At 42.3% G+C, this 13,220-nt stretch carries 10 protein-coding genes and 1 pseudogene; 4 read left to right on the top strand and 7 right to left on the bottom strand.

Annotated features, from left to right (window positions below):
- Window positions 1-608: 608 nt before the first annotated feature.
- The 3 genes and pseudogenes from H6G03_RS13630 to H6G03_RS38815 all read right to left on the bottom strand — a co-directional run.
- Window positions 609-1,064: pseudogene (locus H6G03_RS13630) on the bottom strand (condensation domain-containing protein); the annotation flags it as partial.
- 63 nt (window positions 1,065-1,127) lie between these two features.
- Complete coding sequence (locus tag H6G03_RS13625; RefSeq protein WP_190464915.1) at window positions 1,128-1,547, bottom strand: hypothetical protein; 420 nt, start codon at window positions 1,545-1,547, stop codon at window positions 1,128-1,130.
- Between the two features lie 154 nt (window positions 1,548-1,701).
- On the bottom strand, window positions 1,702-1,827 hold the full coding sequence (locus tag H6G03_RS38815) for a hypothetical protein (protein WP_255512231.1): 126 nt from the start codon (window positions 1,825-1,827) through the stop codon (window positions 1,702-1,704).
- Window positions 1,828-1,987: 160 nt separating this feature from the next.
- On the opposite strand from H6G03_RS38815, the gene H6G03_RS13620 reads away from it, so the two are divergent.
- From H6G03_RS13620 to H6G03_RS13610, 3 genes are all read left to right on the top strand, one after another.
- Window positions 1,988-2,482, top strand: coding sequence for a cupin domain-containing protein (locus H6G03_RS13620; protein WP_190464914.1), 495 nt, complete (start codon window positions 1,988-1,990; stop codon window positions 2,480-2,482).
- Between the two features lie 80 nt (window positions 2,483-2,562).
- Entirely contained in the window at window positions 2,563-3,123 is a 561-nt protein-coding gene (locus tag H6G03_RS13615) for a sugar O-acetyltransferase (RefSeq protein WP_322111905.1), read from the top strand.
- Between the two features lie 16 nt (window positions 3,124-3,139).
- The gene (locus H6G03_RS13610) at window positions 3,140-5,827 is read left to right on the top strand and encodes an MGH1-like glycoside hydrolase domain-containing protein (RefSeq protein ID WP_190464913.1); all 2,688 of its coding nucleotides are present in this window, start codon (window positions 3,140-3,142) and stop codon (window positions 5,825-5,827) included.
- Between the two features lie 115 nt (window positions 5,828-5,942).
- Here the strand turns inward: H6G03_RS13610 and H6G03_RS13605 are convergent, their stop codons facing one another.
- Window positions 5,943-8,057 (bottom strand): sensor domain-containing protein, encoded by a 2,115-nt coding sequence (locus H6G03_RS13605; protein ID WP_190464912.1) that lies wholly within the window; start codon window positions 8,055-8,057, stop codon window positions 5,943-5,945.
- A 998-nt stretch (window positions 8,058-9,055) separates the two neighbouring features.
- Between H6G03_RS13605 and H6G03_RS13600 the strand changes: the two genes are divergently transcribed.
- Window positions 9,056-10,507 carry a glycine zipper domain-containing protein gene (locus H6G03_RS13600; protein ID WP_242060397.1) on the top strand — a complete coding sequence of 484 codons (1,452 nt, stop codon included), beginning with the start codon at window positions 9,056-9,058 and terminating at the stop codon, window positions 10,505-10,507.
- A gap of 247 nt (window positions 10,508-10,754) precedes the next feature.
- Here H6G03_RS13600 and H6G03_RS13595 read toward each other — a convergent pair whose 3' ends face one another.
- The 3 genes from H6G03_RS13595 to H6G03_RS13585 form a co-directional block, all read right to left on the bottom strand.
- Window positions 10,755-11,504: a glycosyltransferase gene (locus tag H6G03_RS13595; protein WP_190464911.1), complete on the bottom strand. Its 750-nt coding sequence runs from the start codon at window positions 11,502-11,504 to the stop codon at window positions 10,755-10,757.
- A gap of 98 nt (window positions 11,505-11,602) precedes the next feature.
- Window positions 11,603-12,580, bottom strand: a complete 978-nt coding sequence (locus H6G03_RS13590; RefSeq protein ID WP_190464910.1) for a nucleotidyl transferase AbiEii/AbiGii toxin family protein — start codon at window positions 12,578-12,580, stop codon at window positions 11,603-11,605.
- Entirely contained in the window at window positions 12,577-13,179 is a 603-nt protein-coding gene (locus tag H6G03_RS13585; protein ID WP_190464909.1) for a type IV toxin-antitoxin system AbiEi family antitoxin domain-containing protein, read from the bottom strand. Before H6G03_RS13585 ends, H6G03_RS13590 begins: the two co-directional genes overlap by 4 nt.
- Window positions 13,180-13,220: the final 41 nt, after the last annotated feature.

The following is a 13,220-nucleotide window of genomic DNA, read 5'->3' as shown; positions in this document are numbered from 1 at the left end:
ACGATTTAGTAACGCTTTAGTGAATTTAGATTAAATTTTTCTTGGGTGACTGTTCCCAGATCTCTTGTTTTTCAAAAAGTTCAATTTTTCATCCCCAAATCAGCTTCTCAAATCAGTTTGTGAGAAATGCGGGAATTGCGAACTGGCTTTTTTTCGAGGATTGGGAGTCATAAGCTGAGGAACATTAGATTTTTTTACTCCTCAATTATAGCAGATATGTTTACCTGTTAATTGATGATAAATAATTCGATTACCATCAGAAAAATGCGATTAATTTTTCTTTTTTCTATCTCTAATTCCTGATAATTTTGAATTGATACCAGTTCACACACACACTGTGGGATGTGGAAACTTGGCGTTTGCACGCTAAAACCCTTATATTGTAAGGATTTGGTGGTTAGCGATCGCAAATTTTGTGAGAAATGCGGGTCGAGCCTTGCTCTTTTCAAAAATTCAAAAAGAATTCCAACTAAACATCATGCTATACAGTGCATTTGTACTAATTTGTTCCGATGCACGATATGCCGGGAGGCACGCTGCGCGATCGCACTCCTGCGAGTGCCTTAACAAAAGTTCATACAGTGTCGATTACTTTTGTCCGACTACTTATGATGTAAATTCAGCAGCAGAATATTTTCTGTTTCAGTTAGTTGTAATAGCGTTACTCGCAGCAATGACCCGGCGGTTAAATTGAAAGGTTTCTGTGCTTCAAGAGAAGCCAAATGTTCCACTTTGGTTTCTCGTTCCGTTTCTGATAAATTGCGTAGGTCGATCGCGGTAAGAGGTATAGTTAAAGATGGTGCGATCGCCTGCATAAGTTGCCCCTCGACCATCACAAACGTAGTGCGTAAAGTTTCGTGGCGACGCACAATTTCGTTGAATGTTTGCTCTAATGCGGTTAGATTGAGCGCACCTGTTAAGCGCACTGCTATTGACACATTGTAAAAAGGATTTTCCGGTGCCAATCGATCGAAAAACCACAGACGCTGCTGGGCAAAAGATGCCGGGAATACAAATACTTCTGCTTCTTCAAAAATATCGGCTCTGGAAATATTCTGCGTCATGCTTTAACCTGGCTTAAAAATTTTCTAACAATCTGCATAAATTTTTATTTGTATTTTTCATTATCATAATTCCATCCCTCTTTGTGCTAAAAAGCCTTTGGCTGGTGCCAAATCCTCTTTGTTTAAAATTATAGTTGTTTTCTGATTTTTTATGTGCAAACGATAACTTTGTATAAAGAAGCTGTTAACTTTTTCGATTTTGTCAATTGCGCTCCAAGGAATCAGCAGAGGTGACGAGCCAATATTAAATGGCGGAATGATACTCAGATATATTCCTTCGAGAGTTATGCCCACGTTTAGCATTCCTTTGTAGCGAATCCCACCAACATAACCATGTCTCATGTAGCGAATGTTGGGTGGGGGTGCTTGGTTAGTTTTGTATAGTTTGGCAAGGCTTAGCCAGCTTCTCGAAAATAGGAACCAAAAAATAATGACGTTAAGCATTATCACTATAATAATCATCAGCTCGCGAGAGTCGTTCATAATTTTTTATTTTCAAAATATAATATTTATGCTGGTATGGCAATCATTCACCTGTTTCCAGTTTGTCAAACATCTGTCAATACTGCAAGTAGTAACTAAAGTTGCTTGAATGACTGCATTGTTGTGCTTTAGCGCTCAAGCGCAACAATATACCTTATAAATATAAAGAAATTGTTAAATTTGCAGTTGCGATCGCATCGCGTAGCATAGGCATATCGCATTTAGTCGATCGGCGACAAAGGCTGTAATTACTGCTGTTAAAACTTTCTGAAGCCAACATTAATTTTTCCTGAGAAATCGCTAAAAAATACTGAGTTAAATCTCAGCATTTTCTAGGCAATTGTTTAAATATAAATTATTGGCAAACCTAATTCCTCAGCTATACTTGGTTTAAGTCTAAAGCAGAGACACAACTAATTAAACCATATTAGACAGCAATTATGGACACAAGCACGGAAACTATCAAAGTCGTTCCTCCTGGCGAAGGTAAATCTTTCTGGCTACTAGGCGATTTAATTACTTATAAAGCAGTGGGAGAAGAAACTAACAGCGGATTCTCTCTTTTGGAAATAACCGTCCAACCGGAAAGTAGTGGGCCTCCACAGCATTGGCACAGGGAAGAAGTTGAGGGATTGTATTTACTGGAAGGAGAATTGTTAATTGAAAGCGGTGAAAAAAGCTTCACTGCTACACCTGGTTCGTTTGTTCTAGCTCCGAAAGGTATTCCTCATACCTACCGAAATTTAACAACATCACCCGCCAAAATGTTGGCAATTATTACTCCGGCAAATGCGGGGGAATTTTTTGAGAAAGCAGGTGTACCAGCAACCAATAAGTTTACACCGCCGCCGCCACCGGAACCAGAAAAGATCGAAGAATTAATTGCGATCGCGCAGCAGCACAACATCGAGATTAACCTACCCCAAATGGTGTAAAAATAATAGATAGATATCCAAAGAAACCCGGTTTCTCCTAGAAACCGGGTTTCTGGACTGACAATCAATCATTTAAGGCAGTGGATAAAACCGAAAAAGACAAAATGCTGGCAGGCGAATTATATCTCGCTGCCGACGCCGAATTAGTTGCCGATCGCAAACGCGCACGTCGTCTGAGCAGAGTATACAATAATACTACTGAAGAAGAAACGGAAAGGCGCACGCAAATTTTAACGGAATTATTTGCCAAAGTTGGTGCTAATGTTGAAATTGAGCCACCTTTCTACTGCGACTACGGCAGCAATACTTATGTTGGCGATAAATTTTACATGAACTTTGGCTGTGTCATTCTTGACTGTAATAAGGTGGAAATTGGCGACAGCGTTTTATGTGGGCCTTATGTTCAAATTTACACCGCGTATCATCCGATCTCACCGGAAATTCGTCTTACGGGTAAAGAGTTAGCCGCTCCTGTCAAAATCGGTAATAATGTTTGGATCGGAGGTAATGTTATCATTTGTCCAGGAGTAACTATCGGTGACAACACAACTATAGGCGCTGGCAGCGTGGTTGTAAAAGATATACCTGCAAATGTTGTTGCTGCTGGAAATCCCTGCCGGATTATTCGCAATTTATCTTGATTTTGCACTTTCAAGTATGACTGAAGCAGCAAACATAACCCAGGAAGAAAAAAGGTTAGCAGAAGCACGGGAACGCCAAGCGCATTGGCGCAAGTGGGGGCCATATTTGAGCGATCGTCAGTGGGGAACTGTCCGCGAAGATTACAGTCCCGATGGTTCCGCTTGGGACTATTTTACGCACGAACAATCTCGTTCTCGCGCCTATCGCTGGGGTGAAGATGGGATTGCGGGAATTTCCGATAACCATCAGCGTTTATGTTTTGCTCTTGCTTTCTGGAATGGCGAAGATGGAATCTTAAAAGAAAGGCTGTTTGGCTTAACAGGAAATGAGGGCAATCACGGGGAAGATGTCAAAGAATACTATTTTTATCTCGACAGCACCCCTACCCATTCTTACATGAAATGTCTGTACAAATATCCGCACCAAGCTTTTCCATACGATCGATTAGTTGCAGAAAATGGGCAGCGCAGTCGCAAAGAGCCAGAATTTGAATTGCTCGATACAGGGATTTTTGATGATGACCGTTATTTTGATATTTTTGTAGAGTATGCCAAAAATTCGCCAGACGATATTTTAATTCAAGTTAGTATTATCAATCGAGGTGCAGAAGCGAGAAAGCTGCATCTGTTACCAACTCTTTGGTTTCGCAACACTTGGTCTTGGAATGGCATCAAAGATAAACCATTCGTGAAAGTCAGTCATACAGAAACTAAATTCAGCGTTATCGAAGCATCGCATCCCACATTGGGAGAAAGATGGCTGTACTGTCAGGATTCACCAAAACTTCTCTTTACAGAAAACGAAACTAACAACCAGTTATTGTTTGGTGTAAGCAATGCTTCGCGTTACGTGAAAGATGGAATTAATAATTATATTGTACATAATCGAAAGTCAGCAGTCAATCCCGATAATATAGGAACCAAAGTAGCAGCCCATTACTTGTTAACAGTTGATGCTGGCGAAACGAAAGTCATCCATTTGCGACTGAGCGATTCTCCAAATTCATCCCAACCTTTAGGTGATGAATTTGAAGTTATATTTAAAACTCGTCAGCAAGAAGCAGATGAATTTTATCAGCGGATTGCTCCGAAATCGCTATCAGAAGATGAGCGAAACGTGCAGCGACAAGCTTTCGCGGGTATGTTGTGGAGCAAGCAATTTTATCATTATGTTGTAGAAGAGTGGTTGAATGGCGATCGCGCTACTCCACCGCCACCAGAAGAACGCAAACGCAGTAGAAATTGCGAGTGGTTTCATCTTTACAATGACGATATTCTCTCAATGCCAGATAAATGGGAATATCCTTGGTTTGCGGCTTGGGATTTGGCTTTTCATACTATTCCTTTGGCGATGGTAGATCCCGATTTTGCGAAGAAGCAACTCGATTTGTTGACGCGGGAATGGTATATGCACCCCAACGGCCAAATTCCGGCCTATGAATGGAAATTTAGCGATGTAAATCCGCCCGTTCATGCTTGGGCTGCGTGGCGTGTTTATCAGATAGAAGAAAAAATGTACGGACGGGCAGATAAACGTTTTTTGGAGCGAGTATTTCAAAAGTTGCTGCTCAACTTTACTTGGTGGGTAAACCGCAAGGATGTAGAGGGAAAAAATGTATTTCAGGGCGGATTTTTAGGTTTAGACAACATCGGTGTTTTCGATCGAAGTGCGGAACTGCCGACAGGCGGACATATAGAACAGTCTGATGGCACAAGCTGGATGGGAATGTATTGCTTAAATATGTTGGCGATCGCGATCGAACTAGCCAAAACAAATTCAGCTTACGAAGATATCGCCAGCAAATTTTTCGAGCATTTTTTGTATATTGCTGACGCGATGAATCACATCGGCGATCCTGATGGTTCGCTGTGGGATGAAACAGATGGTTTTTACTACGATGTTTTGCATCTCCCCGATGACAAAAATTTAAAGTTAAAAATTCGTTCAATGGTGGGATTGATTCCTTTGTTTGCGGTCGAAACGCTGGAACCGGAAACTTTAAATAAACTGCCTGGGTTTAAAAAACGACTGGAGTGGTTCATTAACAATCGACCGGATTTGAAAGAAAATGTCGCTTGCATGGAAACGCCAGGTATCGGTGCGAGAAGATTGCTAGCAATTGTTTATCGCAGTAAACTAAAGTGCATTTTGAAAAGATTGCTGGATGAAACAGAGTTTTTTGGAGATTATGGCATTCGCGCCCTTTCCAAATATCATGCCCAAAATCCATATATTTTTAATGCCAATGGATGCGAATTCCGAGTCGATTACGAACCAGCAGAATCTAGCAGCAATCTTTTCGGCGGCAATTCCAATTGGCGCGGCCCAGTTTGGTTTCCCGTAAATTACTTAATTACAGAAGCGTTGCACAAGTTTTATTCTTACTTGGGCGATGATTTCAAAATCGAGTGTCCCACAGGTTCGGGTCAAGAAATGACGCTGCGGGAAGTGGCGATCGCATTGTCTCGCAACGTCGTAAATATTTTTCTAAAAGATTCTTGTGGTAATAGACCTGTTTACGGTAAAATTGATAAACTGCAAACCGACCCTAACTGGCGCGATGCGATCCTTTTTTACGAATATTTTCATGGCGATAACGGTACGGGACTTGGTGCTAGCCATCAAACGGGATGGACTGGTTTAGTAGCAGAATTAATTCAACAGTGTGGAGAGGATAGGAGTAGAAATATCGCTTCTAGTTGAGCGCCCTTACTTTCAGAAACAATGCGGCTATTAGCGTACAGACTATAGTCTGCTAAGGCCATCATGATATTATTCTAATCATTTAGATTAATAATATGGGCAGATGATTAAGCTTTCAATGAAGCAATTTATTCTGACTGTAAGCAATGCAGAGAGTGCTACAATAAATATTGGTTTTTATCAAAGGATTGTGCAGTAAATTTGTCGCATCTTCTGCTGTCAGAGGCTGACTGAATAAATAACCTTGCATCTCTTCTGATTGCAAACTTCGCAATAATTCCAATTGCTCGCGAGTCTCGACTCCCTCTGCCACTACTTTTAAATTAAGGCCGTGTCCGAGAGTAATCATAGCAGAAATAATTGCTATATCGTGCGGGTTATCTTTCAAATCGCGCACAAAAGACTGATCGATTTTAAGCTTATCGAAGGGGAACTTTTTTAAATAACCCAAGGAAGAATAACCAGTCCCAAAATCATCAATAGAAATATAAACTCCCAAAGTTTGCAAGTCTCGCAACATTTCACTGGCAAAGTCCAGATTCTGCATAATAGTAGTTTCGGTAATTTCCAGCTCTAAATACTGAGGATCTAGCCCTGTCTCTTCCAACGCCAGTGCCACTCTAGATGCGATGTTAGGTTGTTGGAACTGCCGAGGCGAAAGGTTAACTGCCACCCGCAACGGCGAAAACCCCGCATTCTGCCAAGCTTTATTTTGGGCGCAAGCAGTCCGCAGCACCCACTCGCCGATCGGTACAATTAATCCGTTTTCTTCTGCTAGGGGAATAAATTGTCCTGGTGACACTAGACCCAGTTCTGGATGTCGCCAGCGCACAAGAGCTTCCATCCCGATGATTTCCCCAGTGTTGATGTGGATCTGAGGCTGGTAGTAAACATCAAACTCACGCCGCTCTAGCGCTTGGTGCAGGCGATTTTCTAACGCCAACAATTGGGAAGCTTGTGCGTTCATCTCCGGTTTGTAGAACCGATAATTATTCCGACCGTGTTCTTTAGCGCGGTATAGTGCGGCATCAGCATTTCTTAATAAAGTTTCGGCATCTTCACCATCGTGGGGATAGAGCGCAATGCCAATGCTACTGGTGATATGTAGGGGTGGGGTTTCCTCCCCGGTAGCGTGTCCTTGCAGGTAAAAGGCTGGCTTCAGAGCTTCGAGTATTCGTTGCCCCACCTTTGCGGCATCTTCTGGGCTGGTAATTTGGGGCACCAGTACGGTGAACTCGTCGCCTCCCCAACGCGCAACGATATCGCTTTCCCGCAAACAGGCTTTCACTCTCTCGGCAAAGCCTTGCAACAATCGATCGCCTACAGCATGACCTAGAGTATCGTTGATCGTCTTAAACCGATCCATATCCAGAAACATCACAGCCAGCATAGTTTTGCTATTATGGGCATTTGCTAGGGCTGTTGATAGGTGCCGATCGAACATTGTGCGGTTAGGCAAGCCGGTCAAAATGTCGTGAAAAGCGTGATATTGGATCGTTGCTTCCGCTTGCTTGCGATCGCTGATTTCGCGCACAATTACCAAAACTTCATTTTCTCCGCTCACAACGATACGAGCTTCTTGATAAGAAACTTTACCATCTTCGCAAGTTAGCTCAAACTCATATATTTGCATTTCGCCAGTAGAAAGTGCTTGCGTGATGTAATACATCCGTTGCCGAGCTATTTCTGGTGGCAACACATCGTATATATTTTTACCCACCATATCGCCGTGAGTCGTCCAAGTCTTGAAATTTTTCGCCGGGATCGCATCAAGGTAAGTGCCATCTCCAGTAATTCTAATCATCAAATCGGGTATAGCATTCAGGAGAGCGCGATTTGCCGCCTCGCTTTTACGAAGCAACTCTTCTGCCTGTTTGCGTTCGGTGATGTCCCGCCCTACAACACAGATAACTTTCCTGCCGCCGCAGGAAATTAGATTAAGGCTTACCTCAACATTAACTAAGGAACCATCCTTACGACGGTTCCAGCCATCGCTAATTAATAAGAATTGTTTTTCCGCTAAAAGCAGGTGGATATCAGAGTTAATAATTTCTCGGTCAACAGCAAGGATATCGTAAAGTGTCAGAGCCAAAAATTCCTCTTGGGTGTAACCGAGCAAATTACAAATCGCCGTATTTGCTTCCAGAATACCTTTGCTATCAACATCAACAAAATAAATACCTCCGGAAGTTTGTTCGATCGCAGCGCAGTAGCGTTTTTCGCTCTCCATCTGTATTAACCTCTCAGCAAATAACTGCTCTACTGCGCCGAATTAAATTATAATAGAAACTCTTGCCAAATACTATGCGGCCAGAAGAATACCTATACCCTTTGCAATCCAATATATTTTGCGATCTAAGTACTTTCACATCATGACTCTCAAAAACAATTTGTTTTAGTTAAATTGACAAGACTAGCCTTAATACTTTTGTTAAAATCCAAATATAGTTTTGATATAGATAAATAGCATCTGTCTTCCGGTAGAAAAATCTATTGTGTTAGCCGTAACATTAATTACCGGATCGGGCTGGAATCTTAATTGCACGCTTACCCTTGCCCTTTAAGCTACAGAAGACTTAATAAACAGATCTCTCGACCATGATTATAGATCGTTCATTTGACGATCGCCGATGGCAGTCCTGAATTTCAAAAAAATACCAGTATAAAAAAATACATAGTATTACCGATAATTTGGTTTCCACAGGTATATCGCGCCTTATGCTTCCAGCTTACTTCAAAATTCGCAACTTTTTCAGAGTTATTAACGTAACGCTCAGAAGGAATATTTTTGCACTACACAGCATCATTAGGATGTCATTAATAAATTATAACACAAAGATTAATGCCTCTGTTTGGTTAAGAATATTTAGTTTTTTTCATCAACCCATAGACGGGTTTGCCATAATTTTGTTCATCTTTGGTGAGATTTAATTGCGCTCGTGAGATCCACATTAGATCCTGATTTTAAATGCGTAATTACTCCTATCAACCAAAAGCTTACAACCACAGACTGACAAGATATTTAGCGATATCTTTCGGTGGAGCGGTGTTGAGGAGCGCGTGTAGTTGTTATGTTTATTGTTGGTGAAAAAACCGCAGCCGAGCGGGTTATGCTACTCAAAATCTGAAAGTTATTAGCTAGAAAGATTCAGTAGTCAATAATTTGGAAGGCAGTTTAGATATTCGCTTGCTGAACTGACAAAAAAATTTAGGGAGGAAATAATAGTGATGAATCAGAACGAACAGACATTTTCTCAGCATGACGAGAATGTCCAATATAATATGAGTCAATCTGATGCTTCTTCAACAGAAGAAAAGATTGTCAAGAGTGAGAACGATCGCGAAAACAGTCAAGAAATGAGCGATCGATCTGCCATTCATCCAGTTGCTACGCGCATTGGCGCTGCTGCTGGTGGGGTAGCTGGAGCCGCAATTGGTAGTTTAATCGGCGGTCGCACTGGTGCAATGATTGGTGCTGTAGCGGGCGCTGTAGCGGGCGGTCTCACCGGTAACGATGCAGGTGAAAGTGTCAGTCAAACTGTAGAAGGTGTAGTAGATGCCGTCAAAGGCGTTGCTGAAGGAGTTAACCGCACTGTAGAAGATGTGGGCGATGCAGCAAAGGGTACGCTTGAAGAAGTCAAGCCTTCTGTAGTAGGTATAGCCGAGTCGGTAAGGAGTACAGTTGAAGAAGCCAAACCTTCTGTAATAGGTTTAGCCGAGTCGGTAAGAAGTACAGTTGAAGAAGCCAAACCTTCTGTAGTAGGTATGGCAGAGTCGGTAAGAAGTACAGTTGAAGAAGCCAAACCTTCTGTAGTAAATGCCGCCCAAACTCTTAACGAAGCAGTTGAGGATGTTAAGCCTTCTGTAAAAGATGTAGCGCAGTCCGTAAAGGTTGCTGTTGAACAAGTTAAACCTTCTGTAGTAGAAGCAGTTAAGGGTAGCGCTGAGGGAATTAAAACTTCTGTTCAAGGTGTAGGAAACGCGGTCAGAGATACAGCTGAAGAAGTCAAACCTTCTGTAGTCAATGCGGTTAGAGGTAGCGCTGAGAAAATCGAATCTTCTGTTCGAGATGTCGGCAATGCAGTCAGCGATACTGCTCAAGAAGCCAAACCTTCTGTAGTAAATGCCGTTAAAGGTAGCGCTGAGAAGATCGAATCTTCTGTTCGAGATGTCGGCAATGCAGTCAGCGATACTGCTCAAGAAGCCAAACCTTCTGTAGTAAACGCGGTTAAAGGTAGCGCTGATAAAATTGAGTCTTCTGTTCGAGATGTCGGCAATGCTGTTAAGAATAAAGCTGAAAAAGCCAAATCCTCTATAGAGGAGTCAAGAAAAGATGCAGTTGAGGATGTCTCCTATGTAACTATTCTTGACAACCGCACTACCCCTGTAGAAACTGGAATACCAGCAATTTCTGCTGATATCGATCGCACCATTACCCCTGTAGATACGGTAATGCCAGCAACTCCTGCTAGTGCAAGCTTTTATCCAGGAGATGTCGCTCCGATGGAAGCGTATGTAGATACTGGTTACATTCAATCACCAATGTCTACCACCGCAGATTTTGACGCTCCCAAACTAGCAGAGGACGACCTTGTTGAATCCGAAGAGGAGATGCGTCGGCGAGAGTCAGACATTGATGCTGAAAACAGGAGAATTATCGATCGCAGCACTCCGCTGTAATCACGTTGCTTAAGCTTTTTGTTTGCTTAAAGCTTGCAGTTATAGCTAGGGACTAGGGGCTAGCGAGGGGCGAAGCATTTGCTGAGTATGCTTTTGCTGAGAGCGAAAAATTATTGCCCAAATGCTAAGAGCATCCGCGCCGCTTCGCGAACGCCCCTACAAATCAAGGGCTTCGCTGTGAGCGCTCAGCCCTTTGATTCGAGGCTCTTCTTCCCCTAGCCCCTAGCCCCTAACCCCTAGTCCCTACCTATAAACTCCATTTTGAATTACGCCAAGGGTACTCGTTAGGGTATTTATTTTTCATAATTTTATTCCCCTCTATAAAAAACTCCTGTTTAACTGATATTTCCGTCGAGCCAACTCGATAATTAACAGTATAAAAACCTGTAGTTTCAAAATTAGGGTATAACTTTATGAGATTAGCGCACATAGCTCTATCTACATCTTGAACTCCAGGTTCTTTAGCTTTTCTATACCAAAGAGGAGAAATGCTAACTGCTACTTGTTTTTTGAGAAAATAGCAGTTAACATCAACTAAATTATCTTGTTCTCTCAAGAATGATGGCCATTTGCCAAGGCTTTCGCAATCATCGTAAGTAATGAAGTTCCCTTGGCGATCGACAATCTTTCTTAATGAGTAAGCCCAATCTAATTGCCACTTACTTACCAACTCGACTAATGAGGATATGTGATTCTCATCCACCCAGTTGTCCTCATCCAAAAACACCAGATAATCGCCATTCGCTAAATAACAGTTCGCCCCATAGATGCGGTGTCCGTTAAATCTATCCTTTCCAGTAGCATAAGGCCAAGTTACAACATAAGTTTGTTTCTTAAGTTCAATTTCTTTTATGCTCTTGTAAGCATCATCCTCTCTTTCCTTGCCGTCGATTACGATTATATGTTCGATATTTTTATAATCCTGATTTTGTATACTTTGAATGTTTTGCTGTAATAAAGGATTGCCAGTTGTAGGCGTAATAACAGAAACTAACATTTATTGCCGCTCCATCTTAGTTAAAAAAATCGCTTATTCAAGAAATACGGAAATATGAATACTTGTGCTAATTGCTCAACATTTATTTTTTCTCAACCCTATGACAGTCGTTTGTGAGGTTTTGGAGGGTTAGAGGTCTTCGCTTGCTCAGGATTCTGCCAAGCTCCAGATGGTATCCAGAGTTTATCAAATGTTTCTCCTTTCGCTACAGCTATAGTAGGTGGCATGAGGAAGCTTTTTAAAAGATCTGTAACTTCTTTTAGGCTCTTTATTTTCTCTGTTTCTGACAACTTATTTAACAAGCCTTTCCAATCTTTTTGTTTCTGGGAGTCTTCATAAAATTCTGAACTAAGGGCTGTCGGGGTTTCTAACGGTATTGGTGTTTTTCGCCAAGTGAAAGTTGTTTTAATAGCTCGGCCAAGTAATTCCCCTTCAAACTCGAATTCTTGAGCAAGAAACCACAAATCGTAGAAATCCTTTAGCCTACTGTTGAACATACCAAGCATCACCATAGCTTCAAATTTTTCAGCAACAAAAGTTTCGCGAGGGTAGGTTTTCAGTATGGGCGCTGGGAAATTCAAGATCGTAGAAAGTTCTATGACCTCTGGTTCTGGAGTAACCTTGTCCTCAAAACCAATATCGATTTGAAGAGTAAAGCGGGAGCGGGTTCCAGCAAAATACGCATCTAAGTGAATCCGCACTCCCTCATAAGCTGCGCCTTCCTTTATCCGCTGACCTCGAACTGTATCTTTCTTAAATTCCAGCCCATCTTCCTCAACCTCCAAGCAACATATTTCACGAAATACTTGCTCCACATCAGCGACAGTATTATCTGTCAGCCCAAGCAAATCAATGTCTTGAGTAGGTCGATGCGGCTTGTCAAGCCATGCAGAGAAAAGAGTAGCACCCTTGAGGACAAATCGATCGCGATATGCTGATTTGCTCAGTCGGTATAAGAGCCTTTCTCTGGCATAACGAGTTTGAAGCGCATTAAGAGCTACTTTTTGTTGAGTGGCTTGATTACGCAATTTCTGCTGTACTGATACTGCCACTTTGGTAGCCTGATTTTGGCTCATACAAGCGATGCTAGATAGGGACGCATAACGTTGGAAACACGGCAAATTTTGGCATAGTGCCAAATTTCATCTGCTGTGCTGCGGCGTTTTTTCCAACAGTCACGTAGAGCTTCGATCGCAACATCCAGTCCGATTTTGTTGCGATATTTGAAGCAGTCTGCCACTGTTTTTGCAGGACTATATACTCGTACTGGCACTCCTTCAATTTGATGTTCTTCAAAGCCAGCGCTCAGAGCTGGGTCAGACATATACACAATACGCAGGGGGAGAATATCCTCCTTTGGAGTGCGTGCTTTATTGTCAATAGCCAGCCAAACCTCAAAAGGTGCTTGGGTTGTGAGTTCGTGGAAACGGAGTGCGGAGAGCAGACAGACAGTAGCATGAGGCACGCGCTTGCTAGCTTCAGCTAGACTGTGGTTCTCTGTCAGCTGGGCATCAGTCACAGTATAAATACCACGGCCCGATCGCATTAGCAACCCTCGTTGTTCCAGACGGCGCAGGTATTCTCGCTCAATTCCCTGCTCGTGGAAATCCCTCGATCGGATAACCCCTTGATTTTTCAGTCGCTCCAGCACTTGTGCAGCTTTAGAATTAGCCATATAACTCTCCACATTGTGACAAAGCGTCGGTTATTTTGAAT

The sequence above is a fragment of the Aerosakkonema funiforme FACHB-1375 genome (assembly GCF_014696265.1).
Taxonomy (GTDB): Bacteria; Cyanobacteriota; Cyanobacteriia; order Cyanobacteriales; family Aerosakkonemataceae; genus Aerosakkonema; species Aerosakkonema funiforme_A.
This window is presented reverse-complemented; position numbering and strand designations above follow the sequence as displayed.

What these genes read in the sequence shown, in the direction of transcription:
- H6G03_RS13625 (WP_190464915.1), bottom strand. Translation starts at nt 1,547, where the DNA reads ATGAACGACTCTCGCGAGCTGATGATTATTATAGTGATAATGCTTAAC.
- H6G03_RS38815 (WP_255512231.1), bottom strand. Translation starts at nt 1,827, where the DNA reads ATGTTGGCTTCAGAAAGTTTTAACAGCAGTAATTACAGCCTTTGTCGC.
- H6G03_RS13620 (WP_190464914.1), top strand. Translation starts at nt 1,988, where the DNA reads ATGGACACAAGCACGGAAACTATCAAAGTCGTTCCTCCTGGCGAAGGT.
- H6G03_RS13610 (WP_190464913.1), top strand. Translation starts at nt 3,140, where the DNA reads ATGACTGAAGCAGCAAACATAACCCAGGAAGAAAAAAGGTTAGCAGAA.
- H6G03_RS13605 (WP_190464912.1), bottom strand. Translation starts at nt 8,057, where the DNA reads ATGGAGAGCGAAAAACGCTACTGCGCTGCGATCGAACAAACTTCCGGA.
- H6G03_RS13600 (WP_242060397.1), top strand. Translation starts at nt 9,056, where the DNA reads ATGAATCAGAACGAACAGACATTTTCTCAGCATGACGAGAATGTCCAA.
- H6G03_RS13595 (WP_190464911.1), bottom strand. Translation starts at nt 11,504, where the DNA reads ATGTTAGTTTCTGTTATTACGCCTACAACTGGCAATCCTTTATTACAG.
- H6G03_RS13590 (WP_190464910.1), bottom strand. Translation starts at nt 12,580, where the DNA reads ATGAGCCAAAATCAGGCTACCAAAGTGGCAGTATCAGTACAGCAGAAA.
- H6G03_RS13585 (WP_190464909.1), bottom strand. Translation starts at nt 13,179, where the DNA reads ATGGCTAATTCTAAAGCTGCACAAGTGCTGGAGCGACTGAAAAATCAA.